Annotated in this window: 20 protein-coding genes; 10 read left to right on the top strand and 10 right to left on the bottom strand. The window is 64.1% G+C overall.

Going from position 1 to position 16,407, the window contains the following annotated elements; translation table 11 throughout:
- Window positions 1-318 precede the first annotated feature (318 nt).
- From BST13_RS12970 to BST13_RS12950, 5 genes are all read right to left on the bottom strand, one after another.
- Window positions 319-975 carry a DedA family protein gene (locus tag BST13_RS12970; protein ID WP_083164505.1) on the bottom strand — a complete coding sequence of 219 codons (657 nt, stop codon included), beginning with the start codon at window positions 973-975 and terminating at the stop codon, window positions 319-321.
- A 57-nt stretch (window positions 976-1,032) separates the two neighbouring features.
- Window positions 1,033-1,953, bottom strand: a complete 921-nt coding sequence (locus tag BST13_RS12965; RefSeq protein WP_245839565.1) for a hypothetical protein — start codon at window positions 1,951-1,953, stop codon at window positions 1,033-1,035.
- Between the two features lie 359 nt (window positions 1,954-2,312).
- Window positions 2,313-3,665 carry an MFS transporter gene (locus BST13_RS12960; protein WP_083164407.1) on the bottom strand — a complete coding sequence of 451 codons (1,353 nt, stop codon included), beginning with the start codon at window positions 3,663-3,665 and terminating at the stop codon, window positions 2,313-2,315.
- A 349-nt stretch (window positions 3,666-4,014) separates the two neighbouring features.
- Window positions 4,015-4,431, bottom strand: coding sequence for a VOC family protein (locus BST13_RS12955; protein ID WP_083164405.1), 417 nt, complete (start codon window positions 4,429-4,431; stop codon window positions 4,015-4,017).
- A gap of 176 nt (window positions 4,432-4,607) precedes the next feature.
- The gene (locus BST13_RS12950) at window positions 4,608-4,826 is read right to left on the bottom strand and encodes a hypothetical protein (protein WP_211296076.1); all 219 of its coding nucleotides are present in this window, start codon (window positions 4,824-4,826) and stop codon (window positions 4,608-4,610) included.
- A gap of 101 nt (window positions 4,827-4,927) precedes the next feature.
- Here BST13_RS12950 and BST13_RS12945 point away from each other — a divergent pair, with 101 nt between their 5' ends.
- Window positions 4,928-5,530, top strand: coding sequence for a TetR/AcrR family transcriptional regulator (locus BST13_RS12945; protein WP_083164403.1), 603 nt, complete (start codon window positions 4,928-4,930; stop codon window positions 5,528-5,530).
- A gap of 167 nt (window positions 5,531-5,697) precedes the next feature.
- Here BST13_RS12945 and BST13_RS12940 read toward each other — a convergent pair whose 3' ends face one another.
- Window positions 5,698-6,459, bottom strand: a complete 762-nt coding sequence (locus BST13_RS12940; protein WP_083164401.1) for an IclR family transcriptional regulator — start codon at window positions 6,457-6,459, stop codon at window positions 5,698-5,700.
- A gap of 167 nt (window positions 6,460-6,626) precedes the next feature.
- Between BST13_RS12940 and BST13_RS12935 the strand changes: the two genes are divergently transcribed.
- Genes BST13_RS12935 through BST13_RS12925 form a run of 3 tightly spaced genes read left to right on the top strand, consistent with a single transcriptional unit; the run spans window position 6,627 to window position 9,225 of the window.
- Window positions 6,627-7,388: a CoA transferase subunit A gene (locus BST13_RS12935; protein ID WP_083164399.1), complete on the top strand. Its 762-nt coding sequence runs from the start codon at window positions 6,627-6,629 to the stop codon at window positions 7,386-7,388.
- A 2-nt stretch (window positions 7,389-7,390) separates the two neighbouring features.
- Complete coding sequence (locus BST13_RS12930) at window positions 7,391-8,047, top strand: 3-oxoacid CoA-transferase subunit B (protein ID WP_083164397.1); 657 nt, start codon at window positions 7,391-7,393, stop codon at window positions 8,045-8,047.
- On the top strand, window positions 8,047-9,225 hold the full coding sequence (locus tag BST13_RS12925) for an acetyl-CoA C-acetyltransferase (RefSeq protein ID WP_083164390.1): 1,179 nt from the start codon (window positions 8,047-8,049) through the stop codon (window positions 9,223-9,225). Before BST13_RS12930 ends, BST13_RS12925 begins: the two co-directional genes overlap by 1 nt.
- Before the next feature lie 90 nt (window positions 9,226-9,315).
- Here the strand turns inward: BST13_RS12925 and BST13_RS12920 are convergent, their stop codons facing one another.
- Together BST13_RS12920 and BST13_RS12915 are read right to left on the bottom strand one after the other, a co-directional pair.
- Window positions 9,316-10,179 carry an LLM class F420-dependent oxidoreductase gene (locus BST13_RS12920; RefSeq protein ID WP_083164388.1) on the bottom strand — a complete coding sequence of 288 codons (864 nt, stop codon included), beginning with the start codon at window positions 10,177-10,179 and terminating at the stop codon, window positions 9,316-9,318.
- Complete coding sequence (locus BST13_RS12915; protein WP_083164386.1) at window positions 10,176-10,544, bottom strand: nuclear transport factor 2 family protein; 369 nt, start codon at window positions 10,542-10,544, stop codon at window positions 10,176-10,178. Before BST13_RS12915 ends, BST13_RS12920 begins: the two co-directional genes overlap by 4 nt.
- 74 nt (window positions 10,545-10,618) lie before the next feature.
- Here BST13_RS12915 and BST13_RS12910 point away from each other — a divergent pair, with 74 nt between their 5' ends.
- Both BST13_RS12910 and BST13_RS12905 read left to right on the top strand, forming a co-directional pair.
- Window positions 10,619-11,140, top strand: a complete 522-nt coding sequence (locus BST13_RS12910) for a winged helix-turn-helix transcriptional regulator (RefSeq protein WP_083164384.1) — start codon at window positions 10,619-10,621, stop codon at window positions 11,138-11,140.
- Between the two features lie 220 nt (window positions 11,141-11,360).
- Complete coding sequence (locus BST13_RS12905; protein ID WP_211296074.1) at window positions 11,361-11,912, top strand: hypothetical protein; 552 nt, start codon at window positions 11,361-11,363, stop codon at window positions 11,910-11,912.
- Window positions 11,913-12,082: 170 nt separating this feature from the next.
- Here BST13_RS12905 and BST13_RS12900 read toward each other — a convergent pair whose 3' ends face one another.
- On the bottom strand, window positions 12,083-12,703 hold the full coding sequence (locus BST13_RS12900; protein WP_158087148.1) for a TetR/AcrR family transcriptional regulator: 621 nt from the start codon (window positions 12,701-12,703) through the stop codon (window positions 12,083-12,085).
- Window positions 12,704-12,752: 49 nt separating this feature from the next.
- Between BST13_RS12900 and BST13_RS12895 the strand changes: the two genes are divergently transcribed.
- The 4 genes from BST13_RS12895 (at window position 12,753) to BST13_RS40410 (ending at window position 15,660) form a co-directional block, all read left to right on the top strand.
- Complete coding sequence (locus BST13_RS12895) at window positions 12,753-14,168, top strand: FAD-dependent oxidoreductase (protein ID WP_083164380.1); 1,416 nt, start codon at window positions 12,753-12,755, stop codon at window positions 14,166-14,168.
- A gap of 27 nt (window positions 14,169-14,195) precedes the next feature.
- On the top strand, window positions 14,196-14,498 hold the full coding sequence (gene acpM, locus BST13_RS12890; protein ID WP_083164378.1) for a meromycolate extension acyl carrier protein AcpM: 303 nt from the start codon (window positions 14,196-14,198) through the stop codon (window positions 14,496-14,498).
- A 76-nt stretch (window positions 14,499-14,574) separates the two neighbouring features.
- Complete coding sequence (locus BST13_RS12885; RefSeq protein WP_083164376.1) at window positions 14,575-15,327, top strand: SDR family oxidoreductase; 753 nt, start codon at window positions 14,575-14,577, stop codon at window positions 15,325-15,327.
- Between the two features lie 39 nt (window positions 15,328-15,366).
- The gene (locus BST13_RS40410) at window positions 15,367-15,660 is read left to right on the top strand and encodes a LysR substrate-binding domain-containing protein (RefSeq protein ID WP_083164374.1); all 294 of its coding nucleotides are present in this window, start codon (window positions 15,367-15,369) and stop codon (window positions 15,658-15,660) included.
- Window positions 15,661-15,822: 162 nt separating this feature from the next.
- Here the strand turns inward: BST13_RS40410 and BST13_RS12875 are convergent, their stop codons facing one another.
- On the bottom strand, window positions 15,823-16,329 hold the full coding sequence (locus tag BST13_RS12875; protein WP_142282785.1) for a hypothetical protein: 507 nt from the start codon (window positions 16,327-16,329) through the stop codon (window positions 15,823-15,825).
- Window positions 16,330-16,407 lie beyond the last annotated feature (78 nt).

Raw genomic sequence — 16,407 nt, 5'->3', positions numbered from 1 at the left:
CCGTAAAGGTCTCTTTCGCTGCCATAACGGCACTCCTTTTCATGCTTTCATGTGATCGAGGCGAGGCGTCGATGCGCTCACGGCCCGTCTCATTCTTCCTCCACAGCCGCTGTTCATCAGCCACTGCGCGTGCGTGTCGCGGAGGCACATCATGGCAATTGGTCGGCTGCCTGATACCCGGTCGAGCCGTACCAGACCCGGTGGGCGCGAGCCGTGAGTGCGAAATCGACTGGCCGGCAACAGCTTCGCCGCATTGGGCTGCGACGGTCGGGGCATGACTCGAGACTGACGCGCCGATCATGAAACAGCGGCCTAGATTCAGTCGTGCCGGCGCAGGGTTTCCCAGTCGTGTTCGTCCTCGAGCTCGGCGATGAGGTTTCGAGTGCGCTCCTTGAGCAGCAGCGTCAACCCGATACCGGCGACGATCGCGACAACCAGTGCCACCCAGGAGAATCGCGCCAGCCATTTCTCGGCAGCCAGGCCGAGGTAGTAGACCACCGCGGTGGTGCCGCCTGCCCAGCAGATGGCGCCGGATGCGTTCGCGGCCAGGAAGTGGCCGTAGCGCATGCGCAGTGCGCCGGCCAATGGGCCGGCCAGAATCCGCAGCAGCGCGATGAAGCGTCCGAAGAACACCGCCCACGCACCCCACCGGGCGAAGAGTTTCTTGGCCAGTGCGACATGGCCGGGTCCGAAATGTTTCGGGAACCGTTTGCCAAGCCGCTCGAACAGCCCCATGCCGTAGCGGCGGCCGATCGAGTACCCGATGGAGTCGCCGACGATGGCCCCAATTGTGGCGGCCGCCCCCACCCACACCGGGCTGATGTCGAGATTGTGTCGGGAGGCCAGCAGCGCCGCGCTCACCAATGCGATTTCGCCCGGCAACGGGATGCCCAGGCTCTCCAGGCCGATGACCAAGCCGATGACCAGGTACACCGCCAGCGGTGGGATGGATTCGAGAATCGCGTCGACCGTCACCTGCCAAGGATGCCGCATGGACCGCGATTACCGGTGCGAACCCAACTGGGGACGCAGCTATGTGACCGGTTGCAGAGTGGCGCCGACAGCCTGGCTGTACAGGTCGGAAGCCGCGCTCATCGCTGCTTTGACCGTGTTGTAGTAGTCGGTTCCCACCCCGCCGCGGTATTTGAGCAATTGCGGGTTCTGCGCGAGCGTGGCCGCCAACACACTGTCGCTGCCAACACCGTATTTCCTGAACGCCTCCGTAAACCGGGCGATGAACCTGGCAATCGCCTTATTGGGGTCCTGGCGTTCGGCGACGGTGCCGAAACTGGCTTTCTCTTGGAACAGGCCGACAACCTCGTCAGCCGCCGCCCCCTGGCTGCCGTAGGCCTGCACACCGCCGGACGCGGTCGGACGGAACGTGGACTCGATTTTTGCCGTGGCGATGACGGCCTTGATCTGCTCTTCGCTCAGCCTGGCGGCCTGGCCCTGGCTCACGATGGCTTTGACGATGTCCTGCGGGCTGGAGTCCTTGGTCACGACCACCGGTCTGCGGGTGATGACTGCGGCCACTTTGGTGACTGTGCCGTCGGCAGGCCGCTGCTCAACCGCGACCGGGGTATCCCGGTGCATCGGGGGAGAAGAAGCCAAGGTGGTCGCACCGCCGACGCCGGTGGCGACGAGAACCGCGGTGATGATCTTCTTCACTTGTTTGTGTTTTCCGAGGGCCTCGGCCAGTCGGTCCGCTTTCGGCAAGGTCGTGCTCTCTTTTCTGAACTTGTGGATCCGTGGGCCGACACAGACACGCCCTCCCAACCGCCTCTGGGCGTCGAAAGACAGGGCCGAGCTGCGCACTGGCATGCGGCGACCAAACGCCGACCACACCAGACGCGCACTGATGAAATTTGCTGCGCGCATTACGGCCGCGGCGGCGCTGGAATGAGTTCGCCGCACGCACATCACACCCGCCGCAACCGTTGCTCCGGTCGCCATGGTGTGACCTATGCCACGTCACCTGGTACTACGGGGTTGTAGCAGTCAGCCGTGCACTGTATTGGAACTTTCTAGATCTGGCAAAACCACGGCACACATTCGACGTCCAGCGGCTTGCGCCCGCCCGGTCGACGATTGGGATTTCGTTTGCTGGTTATGCACCAGTGCACCGCTCTCGGTGAGGGCCGCACATGCAGCCGACTCATCGACGTGACGATTCCCACGGGCGTAACCGCGGCAGCCAGGCCGGGACCGCACGCCGGGCTCGGCGCCGCTACCGCAGACATCAGTAGCCGGCGTTTCCACCTGCCAAAGACCCTCTGGCACAAAGGGATCTGAGGTCACACCGCAGAGGTGAGTCAGGTTCCGGAGGCTGGGGCCAGAGGATTTCCGATCCAGGCGACGGCCGCGGCCGTCAGCGTCACCCCCACAGCGGCCGCGACCAGCGAACCGGAGTAGCCCGACGGTGCCGCGAGCGCCGCCAGCACCGCGATGCCGAACCCGGAGCCGAGCGCGAAGGCCACCTCCTGCACCACGCCCACCTGGGATACCGCGTCGACGGGAGCCGCAACGAACAGCGCCGTGGTGCCGAGCGTGCCGATCACGCCGAAGCCCGCGCCGATCAACAGCAGGGCCGGCCCGATCGCCGCCGGATCCCTTGCCGCCCAGGCAAGGCCGGAGGCCTGCAGCAGCAGCGCCGCCGGTAGGACCAGGCCGCGGCGGTCGATCCGGGCCAGCGCAGGTGCCACGATGCCGCCGGCCATGGTGGCGATCGCCTGCCAGAGCAGCACGAGGCCGGTCGCTGACGCCGACCACCCCCGATCGTTCTGCAGATGCAGGCTGGTCAGATAGATCGCCCCGAGAGTGGCTCCGGCCGAGACGACGATCGTCGCAACTCCTGCCGAGAAGCCCCGGTCTCCGAACAGGTCCACCCGCAGCAGTGGATCCCGCAGCCGCCGCTGGGCCCACAGGAACACGGTCAAGACGCCCGCGCCTGCCAGACCAACGGCGGCGCCGACGGCCGGCGCGAACGGCAGGCGTTGCACGCCGTACACCGTCACGCCGAGCCCGAGCGCCGCGACCATGACCCACCCCGGATGCCACGCCGGCATCACCTGGGCCCGCGTGTTCGGCACCGCCACGCGGGTGAGAAGCGCGCCAATGGCAGCGATCGGTACACAGATCCAGAACACCCACTGCCAGCCCCAGCGATCGGTGAGGTAGCCGCCGACGAGCGGGCCGATGGTGTTGGCGGCACCGAACACGGCGACCCAGAGGCCGTTCGCCATCGTTCTGGCATGACCGGTGAAAACAGCGCCGATCGTGGACACCACGTTTGCCAGGATCAGCGCGCCGGCGATGCCGAGGCCGAGTCGCGCCGCGAGCAGTCCAGGGGCAGGCAGCATCGGGGCCACTGCGCTGAGCAGCGCGAAGACAGTCATGCCTGCGACCAGAGCGCGGCGGCGTCCGGAGCGGTCGCCCCACCGCGCGGCCGGCACGATCGCAGCTGCCACGGCGAGGGGATAGATGTTGACGACCCACGACTGATCCGCCGGGGCGATCTGGAGATCATGGGCGAGTTTCGGCAGGGCGGTGTTGATCATGCTCACTGCGAGACTCTGCGCGAGGATCCCCACAAGCAGCGGGATCATCACGGGCCACGAGATCCGAGCACTGGCGCGCGGCACGCCCTTATCGCACGGTGTCGTCACACACCGATACTGACAGGTGGACGTTGTCGGTCTGATACGTGCTTCTCGCAGTGTTTCCGGCAGAACTCCATACAGCGCTTACTCGGCCACGTGTGTCTCACGAACCGGTTCGATTCCTACGACTGATCCCTCATCGGCCCCGCCGAACGGAATTGGACCCGGCGCCTCTCGGAACTATCGAACCGTCGTAGCAGTGAAATTTCTGTTCAGCTAGAGCTACCCAGCAAAATCCATCGCACAGGCGATCCCGCAGCGAAAAGCACCGGCAAACAGCCAATTACGCATCGGCTAAGGTCCGGAGCCAACGGCGGCAAGGGTCGGTGGCACCGGCGCGCCACCCGGTCTCCAGTCATTCGCCCGCGTAGCTGCTGAACGTCCAGACGTGCCCTTCTAAATCGGCGCACGTGTACTCCCTGACTCCCGCCAGCGAATCGTGTACTGGGTTCAAGATCGTGGCACCAGCTGCCTCGGCGCGGGACTGATGTTCGTCGAGTGCGTGGTCCGCCACCCAAACGCACAGTGCGTGCGTGGTGCCGTGCAGTATCAGCGGGCTATGCATGCCGTATGGGTTTCCGCCATGCTCTCGACCAAGGAAGATCAGATCAGCGCCCACGCGGAGTTGCGCATGCTCCACAGAACCGTCGTCGGCTTCTGTTTTGAAGTGCAGTTCGAATCCGAATGCACCAGAAAGGAACTCAATCGCAGAAGTAGGATCCACATATCGGAGATTGGGATACACAGCTTGGCGAGGCGGTGTGTCGACCATATGCCCGCACACTACGCGCCCTACAGAGACGCCAACGTGAACACGCCTCTCGACGCAGCGGTTGACTGGTCGGTGAGGCAGTTTGCCGACCTCATCTCACTTGCCGCCCGAAAATGCCAGTGGCACTCAATAACTGCATAGACACGTCCGTCGATGTTCTTCGGTCAGCAGCATCGTCAGTCTGCCTCGGACCGATCCGACCGTCGCTTACCCGAACGAGCGAGCACCACTCCCACCGTCGCAATGAGCAGGTACCCGAGCAGTCGTGCCGCGAATCCGCCTGGCAGCCAACTCATCAGGCCCGCGTTGTCATGGTCGACCAGTAGGCGTATCGCGCCCTGAATCCCCAACACCAACAGAACCATGCCTCCGATCAACGTGAAGACGTTACCCACCGACTCCCCTTCCCTCGCCGCGTCAACGTTGTGGTTCGATCGCACCATAACACGTTTTGTTACGATCGCACCACAATGCACGCCGAAATGACGGGGAGCAGATGCCGCGACAGGTGGATCATGACGAACGGCGCCGCCAAATCGCCGAGGCCGTCTGGCGTTTGGCCGTCCGCGGCGGACTGGAGCAGGTCACATTGCGACGAGCGGCCGCCGAGGCGGGAGTCTCCCCCCGGCTGCTGCAGTACTACTTCGGCACAAGGGACCAGTTGTTGCTCGGTGCGCTGGAAATCTTGAATGCCGAGGCCGAGAAACAGGCCACAGACCGGATGGCCGGCCTGGGCGAGGCACCAAGCACGCGCGCGATTGTGCGCGCCGTGTTGCTCGAGATGCTCCCACTCGACGAGCAACGCCACGATCGGCATGTGGTTTACGCGGCCTACTTCGTCCGCTTTCTTGTCGAACCAGCCCTTGCCGCGGTCGCCCGCGTTGCACCGCCGGAGCTTGCAAATCTGATGGCCGACCTGATCACTCGCGCAAAGGAACTCGGCGAAGCACCGCAACACATCGACGCCGCCGCCGAAGGCGCGTTCCTCATCGCCGGAGCCGAAGGACTGCAAGCCCAGGTCTTGCTTGGCCAGTGGACAGCAGAGGAAGCAGTCGACGTAATCGATCGACAGCTCACCCGCATCTTCACCGCGGAGTGAGTGTCCTCAGCGACTCGACGCGAGAAATCGAGGCGAGTTGCCCCTGTTGGTTGCGGCAAGGAGCCGGATGGCGCCCCGGCAGCCACCAGCGCCAGTCGCCGATGTTGCTCCACGTCGACAGCGCCGTGATGGCAGGCGAAGACCGATTCGCCTCTCGGGGCGCCCGATCATCTCCGAAGCCGCAGCGTCAGCTCGTGCGCCAGCTCAAGGAGCAGAACACCCATGTCCGCTCGGCGGTCAGCACGGAACCGGGTCTCGACACCGGTGAGGCTCAGCGCCCACGCAGGGCGACCGTTTCGGTCGAAGACCGCAGCGCCCATCCCCCAGCTGCCCTCGACGAGAAGGCCCGGATTGACGGCGTAGCCGGTGGTCCGGGTGGCGGCGATCCGTTCGCGGATGGCGGCTTCGGAATGGCTTGTGGTCCAGCGGGGTTCGAGGTCGGACCGGGCGAAATAGTCGTCGATGTCGCGGTCGGGCAGGTGACTGAGGATCGCCAACCCGGCAGAGGCGACTCCGAGCGGGAAGCGAATGCCCTCGTGGAGGACGTGGGATCGGAGCGGGAAGCTGCCTTCTCTGCTGAGCATGCATACGGTTTCGTCACCGCGGCGGGCCGACAGGAATGCGCTCTCGCCGGTTTCCCGGGCCAGGCGTTCGATGACGTCGCGGGACTGGTCGGTGATGTCGTAGCGCTGGGCGGCGCCCGCACCGAGGAGATAGAGCTCGGGCCCCAACGACCACAGTCCGGTGGCCGAATCGCGATCGACCAGGCCCTCCGCACTGAGTGCCGTGAGGAGACGGTGCGCGGTGGGTCGGGGCAAGGCAGCGGCGCGGGCGATCGCCGTCGTCGACATCCCTGCCGACTCACCGCCGCCGATGGCGCGCAACAGCGCCGCGGCGCGCGCCAGCACCTGCGTTCCCTTGTCTTCCATCCGGCGATTGTATGCGTTCACAGAGTGGACGCATGTTGGTCTAGCGGTCATCATCCGAGCAATGTCGGCGAACTTTCTGAGACTGCTTGCCCCCTGGACCTGGGGAGAAGCAGTATCAGCAGCACAACGGGCCGCGTCTGTCCAGTGGTCGGAAAGGAAGGGCATCGATGCCATCGAAGGTCTACGGCAGCGCCGCGGAGGCGGTCGCCGACATCACGACGGGGGCGACCCTCGCGGTCGGCGGATTCGGTTTGTGCGGTATCCCGGATGCGCTCATCGATGCCATCGCCGACTCGACGACCACCGACCTCGAAGTGTTCTCGAACAATTGCGGCGTCGACGACCACGGGCTGGGAGTCCTGCTGTCACTGGGCCGCATCCGTCGGGTCACGGCTTCCTATGTCGGGGAGAACAAGGAATTCGCCAGGCAATACCTGGCCGGCGAACTGGAAGTCGAGTTGACTCCGCAGGGCACACTGGCTGAGCGGCTTCGGGCCGGCGGTACCGGGATTCCCGCGTTCTTCACCCCCGCAGGCGTCGGCACCCCTGTTGCCGACGGCGGTATGCCATGGCGGTACGCGGCCGACGGATCGGTGGCAATTGCGTCGCCTCCCAAGGAGACTCGCGTATTCGGAGATAAGCGCTACGTGCTGGAGGAGGCCATCAACGCCGACTTCGCCCTCGTACACGCCCGACTCGGCGACACCGACGGCAACCTCGTGTTCGAGAAGACCGCGATGAACTTCAACCCGCTCGCGGCGATGGCGGGGCGCGTCACGATCGCCCAGGTCGAGGAACTCGTCGAGCCCGGCGCGATCGATCCGGGGCAGGTGCATCTCCCGGGTGTCTTCGTCCAGCGTGTCGTACACACCGGACCGCAGGACAAGCGCATCGAGAAGCGCACTGTCCGTACCGTTGAAGGAGCCTGACGATGACTGCGACACTCGCAACCGGCTGGACCCGCAACCAGATCGCCGCCCGCGCGGCCGCCGAGATGGTCGACGGGCAGTACGTCAACCTCGGCATCGGGTTACCGACCCTGATTCCCAGCTATCTCGGCGCCGGGGTTCGGGTGATCCTGCACTCGGAGAACGGAATTCTGGGCACCGGCGGATACCCGGACGAGGACAGCGTCGACGCCGACCTCATCAACGCGGGCAAGGAGACCGTCACCGTCAACGCCGGTGCGGCCTTTTTCGACTCGGCGACCTCGTTCGGGATGATCCGCGGTGGCCACATCGACACCGCCGTGCTCGGCGCCATGCAGGTGTCTCGCAACGGCGATCTGGCGAACTGGATGGTGCCGGGCAAGATGGTCAAAGGCATGGGCGGCGCAATGGATTTGGTCCACGGCGCGGCGCGGGTCATCGTCGTGATGGAACACACCGACCGTAGCGGCGCACCGAAGATCCTCGACGCGTGCACACTGCCGCTGACCGGACAAGGCGTCGTCGACCGCATCATCACCAATCTCGGCGTCATCGATGTGCCCGGAGACGGCACCCTGCTATTACGCGAACTCGCTCCCGGCGTCACCGTTGCCGACGTGATCGCCGCGACCGGCGCCGAGCTGGAGGTGCAGCTGTGATGGCCACCGAAACCACTTCCGTTCTGGTCGCCGGCGCCCGCACACCTGTTGGCAAATTCATGGGGTCGATGTCGAGCCTGTCGGGTGCGGAACTCGGCGGCGTCGCCATCGCCGCAGCGCTCGCCAAGGCGGGCATCTCCGGGTCGCAGGTGCAGTACGTGATCATGGGCCAGGTGCTGACTGCGGGCGCGGGCCAAATCCCTGCCCGACAGGCTGCGGTCGCCGGCGGCATCCCGATGACGGTGCCTGCCCTGACGGTCAACAAGGTGTGCCTGTCCGGCTTGGACGCCATTGCACTGGCCGATCAGCTCATCCGTGCAGGTGCGTTCGATGTCATCGTCGCCGGTGGTCAGGAGTCCATGTCGCAGGCACCCCATTTGCTCGAAAACTCGCGTACCGGCATCAAATACGGCGACGCGACGCTGCGCGACCACGTTGCCGTCGACGGGTTGCGAGATGTGTTCACCGACCAGGCGATGGGTGCTCTCACCGACAGCGTCAACGCTTTGACGCGCGCTGAGCAAGACGAGTTCGCGGCCATGTCGCAGCAGCGCGCCGCGGCGGCCTGGAAGAACGGTATCTTCGACGACGAGGTTGTGCCCGTTGCGATCCCGCAGCGCAAGGGTGATCCGGTTCAGGTCACGCAGGATGAGGGAATCCGCGGCGACACCACCGCCGATTCGCTGGCGCGATTGCGACCGGCGTTCATACCCGACGGCACCGTCACCGCGGGCAATGCTTCGACCATGAACGACGGTGCGGCGGCGGTGGTCGTGATGAGCAAGGCCAAGGCAACCGAGCTCGGTCTGACCTGGATCGCGGAGATCGGCGCGCACGGTGTTGTCGCCGGTCCGGACTCGACGCTGCAACTGCAACCCGCCAACGCGATCTCCGCGGCGTGCGCGCTCGACGGAATCGACCCGGCAGCACTGGATCTGGTGGAGATCAACGAAGCCTTCGCCGCGGTGGGCATCGAATCGACCCGCGCACTCGGGCTCGATCCGGAGAAGGTCAACGTCAACGGAGGAGCCATCTCGATCGGGCACCCGCTGGGCATGTCCGGCGCACGAATCGTCCTGCATCTGGCGTTGGAACTGCAGCGCCGCGGCGGCGGAACCGGAGCGGCGGCCCTGTGCGGCGGCGGTGGGCAGGGATCAGCGCTGATCCTTCGTAGCTGACCAGTGGGCAATCGGCCACGCTGACACGGCATCTCGGCGTGGCGGAGAGGTCGGGCGGGGCCCGGTGGACCAACGCCGACACTCCGGCATTCAGTTGAACAGTTCCGCCGCCAGAGCGCGGTAACCAGGCATCGGGCTGGCGCCACCCGCGGTCAGGATCTGCACCCCCACGTGATCGGCGCCTGCGGCCAGGTGCGCCTGCAGCCGCGCGGCGACGACCTCAGCGTTGCCGTGCGGCACCAGGTCATCGATGAGGCGATCACTGCCCTGACCGTCGAGATCGGCGTCGGTGTAGCCGAAGCGCCGCAGGTTGTTCGTGTAATTGCTCAAGGTGAGGTACGGATCGGTTACGAAGGCCCGGGCGATCTTTCGCGCCGCGCCCGGATCGGGGTCGACGACCACGGTTTGTTCGGGAGCGATCACGACATCGGGGCCGAGTATCGCGCGTGCCTCCCGGGTGTGTTCGGGCACTACCAGATACGGGTGAGTGCCCAATGTCCGGGCTGCGGCCAGCGTTAGGGCTCGGGGCCCGAGCGCTGCCAGGATCCGTCCATCGACCGGAACGCCCGCGGCGTCGAGTTGATCGAGGTAGTCGACCATCGTGGCGTAGGGCGTGCGATACGTCGCGACCGCTTCCGGGTGTCCGATGCCGACGCCGAGCAGGAACCGTTCTCCGTAGGCCGCGGTGAGCCTGCGATAGGACGCGGCGACCGTGGCGGCGTCGTTGGTCCACATGTTCACGATGGCAGTGGCCACGATGATCGACTCGGTTGCTCCGAGGATCCTCTCGGCGAACGTGAGGTCGGCGACGGATGCCGTACCCAGTCCCAGCCATACCGTCGGATAGCCCAATTCCTCTGCTTCAACGGCGAACTCGGTGCGAGCCGCGTCGCCGTAGCCGGGATGTAACCAGGCTCCGAACCTGCCGAGACGGGACCTCAGCGGTGTGGTCATGATGTCGCCGGCACGATGCGGAGGTCGGCGATATGGTCGTCGCGGATGGTGAAACTGTTCACCAGGTCAACCTCGCCGCCGGGAAAGTTGCCCTGCAGGTGCAGGGTCACGTCGTAGCCCTGGCCGCCGCCGGTGACTCCTGTTGCGGACCACCGAGTGAGCGTGGACGTGTACTCGTAGGTGGTGTCGACGTCGTCGCGCCAGCGGCGGATCTCGGCCAGACCGTGCCGCTGTCTGCCCTCGTCGAGCACGGTGGCGTCGTCACCGAAGCATGCGACGATCGCGTCTATATCGCGTCGCTGGGAGGCCGCCAGGTACGTCGATATGACGTCGGGCAGCTCCGTTGGTGATGCGTTCGTGGTCATGGGAACCTTCCGCTAGGATAGTTACTTCTGAAATTGAAGTTAGTTACTTCTGATTTAGAAGTCAAGGTGATCGCATGGTTGAGAAGATCCGTCCCGAGGACCGCGAATGCCCGCTGTCGGCGACGCTGGGCTTGGTCGGGGACTGGTGGACGCTGCTGATCCTGCACGACGCGTTCGACGGCTACACGCGCTACGACCAGTTCCAGGAGAATCTCGGAGTGTCATCGAGCCTGTTGGCCGGGCGGTTGAAGCGTCTGGTCGAGGCCGGCATCTTCCAGCGACGTCCCTATCAGTCCAAACCTGTTCGGTACGAATATGTTCTGACCGAACTCGGCCGTTCGCTGCGCCCGGTGATCGTCGCGTTGGCTGCGTGGGGCAACGCTCGACTGGCGCCAGAAACGCGCAGCATGGTGTTGGTCGACGCCGAAACTGGGGTGGAAGCCGAACCCGTCCTGGTGGACCGCGCTACCGGTCGCCGGGTCGATGGTCCGGACTTCGTGTTCACGGCGGGTCCCGCCGCGAGTAAGCCGTTCCGGGATCGCTACGCCGGGCGACCGGCGGCAGTCCAGGCTGAATCGGGTGTCCACATCACGTGACTCAACCGATTTAGCTAGGGCATGCACACGAGGAATGGCTGAGCCGTTGGATTGAGCGACTATTCTCATTTGCAGATTGGGGGCTAGCACTACCCCGCTTGTCTTGGAAGCTTCATTGTTCGCCCACCGGCGAGATCGAGATGCTGTTAAAGCAATTCAGCATGTTTCGACAACCTCGACGCACGAACTCATCGTCGTCACGTGGCGAAAGGTACGACCCGTGAGCATTGCCGTCCGTGAGGATCTCATCCTCTCTCAAGCCGTCATCACTGCTGAAGTGGAAGCGCCGTTCGAGCTGATCAACATCGCTGAATGGCTCAAAACGCTTCCAACGCACGAGTATCAGCGCTGCGCGCCAGGAGACCACAAGGCCGCCGGCTACACCGTCGACGACGACGGCACCCCCATGTCTATCAACGTCGAGATGATCGGCACCGGCTTGGTCATTCAGCAATACCGATACGAGGTCAGCGAACCCCACTACTGCAAGATGGTTTCCATCTCCGACATCCTGACCCCCGCGGGCTGGACGACCACTCAGGTCATCTGGGAACTCCGCATGGAACAGCTCAACGGAAACCGCTGCCGTTACACCAATGCGGTTACCTCGCACCCCACGGAGGACTTCCTGAAATTCATCGCCGCCAACGGTCAGACTTTCGCCGAAGCCGCCGCCGCCCGACAGGATGCGTCGGGAAAGCACTGCCGCATCGAGACACCACTGTATGCACAGAGCATCGCACGCTGGGCAACCGCGCGCGCCGGCCACTAGACCCGCCACGCAGCCTCTTCGAACACTCGCACAACATCGTCGCCTGGACTGACATGCCACGCGGCGGACACTTCCCCGCCGCCGAAGAACCCCGACTCCTGGTCGACGGCCTCCGCCAATTCATCGCCAGCAGCACAGGCGATGCGCCTCGGTTCTGTGCAGCGCCAGATCTACGCGGACGCTTTCGCTATGGGTCGAAGTCCTTCGAGTGCGCACAGGATGACCGTTTCGACCTCATCTGAGGCCATGTCAGGGTCGTCGGCGTCGGTGATGAATAGAACTGCGTTGTAGAACATGCTGAAGAAGAGTTCGACAGTGGCCTCGACGGGCACTGGGCGGACGTAGCCGTTGGTGATGAAGCCTTCCAGGGTCGCTCGCAAAAAGGGCAGCGTCTGCTGTTCGTTGAGTTCGCGCACGCGATTCCACCCCAGGACGCTGACTACCTGCCGCAGGAGTGCGCGGGCATCCTCGTCGGCGACGTAGCCGTGCAGGAACAAACGGACTGCGGCTCGCACCTTCGCCCACGGCTCTTCAGTCGCTGTCGGCATCGCTTCGATGACCTTGGCTGTCACCGCTTCCTGGCTGGCGCGGAATAACTCGGCAAAGATCGCCTGCTTATCGCGGAAATGGTGGTAGACCGCCCCTTTGCTGGCCTGTGCGAGGTCTGCGATCTCGTCAACCGACGTCGCGTCGAAACCTTTCGACACGAACAACGTCTTGGCTGATCCAAGAACCGCTTCGCATGTTTGCGCGGCATACCGCTCGCGCCGACTGACCTTGACGTCGCTCACCATCCCGATCATACTCATCGACCTATAGTCGTATACCGACTATCAGTCTGTGAACGACGTGCCGTCGATTGCACTGCGCGGGGAGGCAAAATTGCGAGATCACGCCGTGGTCCTCGGCGCGGGCATCGCCGGTCTCGTCGCCGCGACGGTGCTCGCTGAGCGCTTTGCTCTCGTCACGGTCGTCGAGCGAGATCAGTTGCCGGACAGTCCTATTGATCGACGCGGAGTACCGCAGGGACGCCATCTACACAGCCTGCTCAGTCGCGGCTCCCAAATCCTGGAAGAACTACACCCCGGGTTTCTCGCCGACCTCGTCGAGGCGGGTGCGCTGATCCTCGACGACCCCGACATGCACCGGATCCACAGCCGCGTCGGCCCTTACACCTTCAACCGGACCCATTCGGCCGCGGATCCGACGGCCCTGGTCACCTACCTGGCCAGCCGACCATTCCTGGAGTTCCACCTCCGCCGACGCGTCGAGGCGCTACCAAACGTCGCGTTCCTCGACGGTCACGACGTGGGCGAACTCTTTTCCACGCAACCGCACCGCATCACCGGTGTCACCATCAGCCCCCGTGACTCAACCAGCTCCGAGACGCTCTCCACCGACCTGATAATTGACGCCACTGGACGCGCCACCCGCACTCCGCTGCTCTTGGATCGACTCGGCTTTCCTCCCCCCGCCGAGCACACATTCACCGCCGACGGCCGCTACTACAGCCAGCAGATCGAGATCCCCGATCAGGACAGCTTCCGGGAGCGTCTGATTCTCGTCCTTCCAGAAGGCAAGGCCCAACGTGGCGGCCTCATGGCCTGCGAGAACAACACATGGACGTTGACGATCGCTGGCCGAGCCAGCGACCTCACCCATACGCCAACCGATTTCGCCGATATGCTCACCCTTGCAGGGGACTTCATCCCCCCACACATCCAACCAGCGCTTCACAGTGCGCAGCCACTGACCGAGGTACAGACATACCGCTATCCCGGAGGAACATGGCGGCGCTACGACCGGCTGGCACGCCACCCGGATGGTCTCCTCGTCCTCGGCGACGCACTGTGCAGCCTCGACCCCATCAACGGTCAAGGCATGACAATGGCCACCTTGCACGGCACCACGCTGCGCGCCCACCTCTCTCGCACCGGTCGCGTTGACCCACAGGCGTTCTACACAGCGATCGCTGCGATCACCAAACCCGTGTGGGCCTCGAACGCACAACAACCGTCCGGCCGTGGCAATAAATCCTCCTCGCCGCTATCGCTCCGCGCGTTCGCATGGACTCGCCGAAAGATCCTCGAATCCGCGGCCGACGACATGATGATCACCGAACGACTGATGCGTGTGGCCAACTTCATCGACCCACCACAACGCCTCATCGCACCTGGCTTCCTCGCCCGCGTCGCAGCACACCACATCAAGCGGGGACTGACTGGCCGTAGCAACACCCCTGCCGCCAAGCACTGACCCTGCAAACCCAACCGAAGGGCTCCAATGACCATCACCGAAGAAGTGCTCGTTGCCGGCATCGCCGAAATCATCGAGGAAGTCACCGGAATCGAACCATCGGAAGTCACCATCGAAAAATCCTTCGTCGACGACCTGGACATCGACTCACTTTCGATGGTCGAGATCGCCGTCCAGACCGAGGACAAATACGGCGTCAAAATCCCCGACGAAGACCTCGCAAGCCTATGCACCGTCGGTGACGTCGTCGCCTACCTACAACAGCTCGCCGCAGACAATCCCGAAGCCGCGCAAGCGATCCGCGCTCAGTTCGAGCATCGAGCCGAATGAGAAAAATCGATCACCTCGACGACGTCAGCTGTCATCACCAATGGCTGACCGACGCGCTCATGAGCGGAGTATTGCTATGACCTTCGACCCACAGGGCCAAGTAGCTCGCCGAATCATCCTGGTGACTGGAGCCTCGCGCGGTATCGGGGCAGAGGTCGCCCGACAACTCACCGGCCCCGATGTACACGTGATCATCAACTACCGAGAAAAGCACAGGCGCGCTGAGGCAATCGCCAATGAGATCATCGCTGCCGGAGGATCAGCATCGATTGCCGCTGCAGACATATCCAACCCGGTTGACTGCGCCCATCTCATCGACCTCGTCGAACGGTCCTTCGGACGCCTCGACGCCCTGGTTCTGAACGCGTCCGGCGGCCTCGAACTCGGCGCCGCCGCCGACTACCCGATGCGCATCAATCGTGATGCGCCCGTTCGACTGACCCGTTCGGCAATGACCGTAATGCCTGCCGGCAGCCGGATCGTGTTCGTCACCAGCCATCAAGCACACTTTCACGGAGCCCAACCAGTCCCCGCCGATTATGTGCCCATCGCCGAGAGTAAACGGGCCGGCGAAGACGCTCTCAGAGCCATGTCTGCCGAATTCGACGGCGCCCACATCAATTTCACCGTGGTCTCCGGCGACATGATCGATGGCACCATCATCGTTCAGCTCCTGCAGCGCCGCGATCCGACCGCGGTGGAGTCACGCCGAGCCCACGGAGCACTACCCACGGTGGAGCAGTTCGCCTCGGCGATAGTCGCAGCAGTCAATACCACCGTCGAGGACGACACCATCTACGTGGGAGGCAGCGACTACCTAACCAGCTGACCCTCTAAATCCAGGCACCCAGCTCCTCCTCAGCGGTAGGTGACGCGGTTCCAACCGCATGTCACACATCGGATCGAAGACCCCAGCCTGGTCGATGAACTCGTCAGCGCCGGGCACGGCATCGGCCTGCTGCCAATGAACTGGCCGTGCACCGCCGGAACACGAGTCGTTGCGCTTCCACAGTATCCGGTCACGATGACGACGTACGCGGCATTCCGACGCGGACGACGTGCGTGGGCACCGCCCGCGGCACTCATAGACCGAGTGGCTGCAGCTTCTGTACGTGGCGCGTTTCAATCCGCGCGGGCAGCGAGACATGGCCGCACTCAGTAGCTTGGCGCCCACCCGAACATCATTGGTGTTGGCCGACAGTACCATTAGCAGAACGTCTCACCGAAGTCTCTGTGATGTACCGGATTTGGTCACATGGTTTCCGTTCAAACGCAATGCGAGGCACAACGGTGGCCAATCCGCGCCGCGTCACAGCGATCCGCATCAGTCATCGGTCGCGATGATAACCGTAAGTCTGCCGTGCTGACGGTCGATCGCGATGAACTCATGAAACCCGCGCGCCCCGACTACCCATCCGGCCCCATGCTCGTTACCCTCGCGGGGAACCGCGAGCTGATAGATTTCGTCCGCGCTTGCAACCAGCGGCCCGACCCATGCCCCGACAATCTCCCGTGACAACAGCAGTGACTCCCTGACCCACGGATTGAGATCCGTGGCTGGCCAATTGATGAGGACCTCCCAGGCCTCAGCGGCGGTACACCGCCGAAATCCTTCAACAGTCACGGTTTCCAGTCGGTACGGGCCGTGCACTTCACACGGTCCGGTCCATGGGCTCATGCAGTCGTCCCGCCATCGGGGATGCTCCAGCACCGCCTCGATCAAATGAGAATCCGACGGCTGACCATCGAAGGCAAACTCGAGCAGCATGCACCAGTCGTACATACCTGGCGCCAGACGCACGAGAGTGTCATCGGTAAGGCGCAACGACACCGCTTCATGCTACCGACATCGGCTAACCAGCATCGCGGTACGTGGTCCAGTGCGATTTCACGCTTGGGGGACATGATC

Origin of the sequence: Mycobacterium aquaticum (assembly GCF_002086485.1) — a bacterium.
Taxonomy (GTDB): domain Bacteria; phylum Actinomycetota; class Actinomycetes; order Mycobacteriales; family Mycobacteriaceae; genus Mycobacterium; species Mycobacterium aquaticum.
The sequence above is the reverse complement of the archived record's forward strand: the minus strand, read 5'-3'. Positions and strand labels throughout refer to the sequence as shown.

What these genes read in the sequence shown, in the direction of transcription:
- BST13_RS12930 (WP_083164397.1), top strand. Translation starts at nt 7,391, where the DNA reads ATGACTGCGACACTCGCAACCGGCTGGACCCGCAACCAGATCGCCGCC.
- BST13_RS12915 (WP_083164386.1), bottom strand. Translation starts at nt 10,544, where the DNA reads ATGACCACGAACGCATCACCAACGGAGCTGCCCGACGTCATATCGACG.
- BST13_RS12955 (WP_083164405.1), bottom strand. Translation starts at nt 4,431, where the DNA reads ATGGTCGACACACCGCCTCGCCAAGCTGTGTATCCCAATCTCCGATAT.
- BST13_RS12925 (WP_083164390.1), top strand. Translation starts at nt 8,047, where the DNA reads ATGGCCACCGAAACCACTTCCGTTCTGGTCGCCGGCGCCCGCACACCT.
- BST13_RS12935 (WP_083164399.1), top strand. Translation starts at nt 6,627, where the DNA reads ATGCCATCGAAGGTCTACGGCAGCGCCGCGGAGGCGGTCGCCGACATC.
- BST13_RS12885 (WP_083164376.1), top strand. Translation starts at nt 14,575, where the DNA reads ATGACCTTCGACCCACAGGGCCAAGTAGCTCGCCGAATCATCCTGGTG.
- BST13_RS12920 (WP_083164388.1), bottom strand. Translation starts at nt 10,179, where the DNA reads ATGACCACACCGCTGAGGTCCCGTCTCGGCAGGTTCGGAGCCTGGTTA.
- BST13_RS12965 (WP_245839565.1), bottom strand. Translation starts at nt 1,953, where the DNA reads ATGGCGACCGGAGCAACGGTTGCGGCGGGTGTGATGTGCGTGCGGCGA.
- BST13_RS12910 (WP_083164384.1), top strand. Translation starts at nt 10,619, where the DNA reads ATGGTTGAGAAGATCCGTCCCGAGGACCGCGAATGCCCGCTGTCGGCG.
- BST13_RS12940 (WP_083164401.1), bottom strand. Translation starts at nt 6,459, where the DNA reads ATGGAAGACAAGGGAACGCAGGTGCTGGCGCGCGCCGCGGCGCTGTTG.
- acpM (WP_083164378.1), top strand. Translation starts at nt 14,196, where the DNA reads ATGACCATCACCGAAGAAGTGCTCGTTGCCGGCATCGCCGAAATCATC.
- BST13_RS12945 (WP_083164403.1), top strand. Translation starts at nt 4,928, where the DNA reads ATGCCGCGACAGGTGGATCATGACGAACGGCGCCGCCAAATCGCCGAG.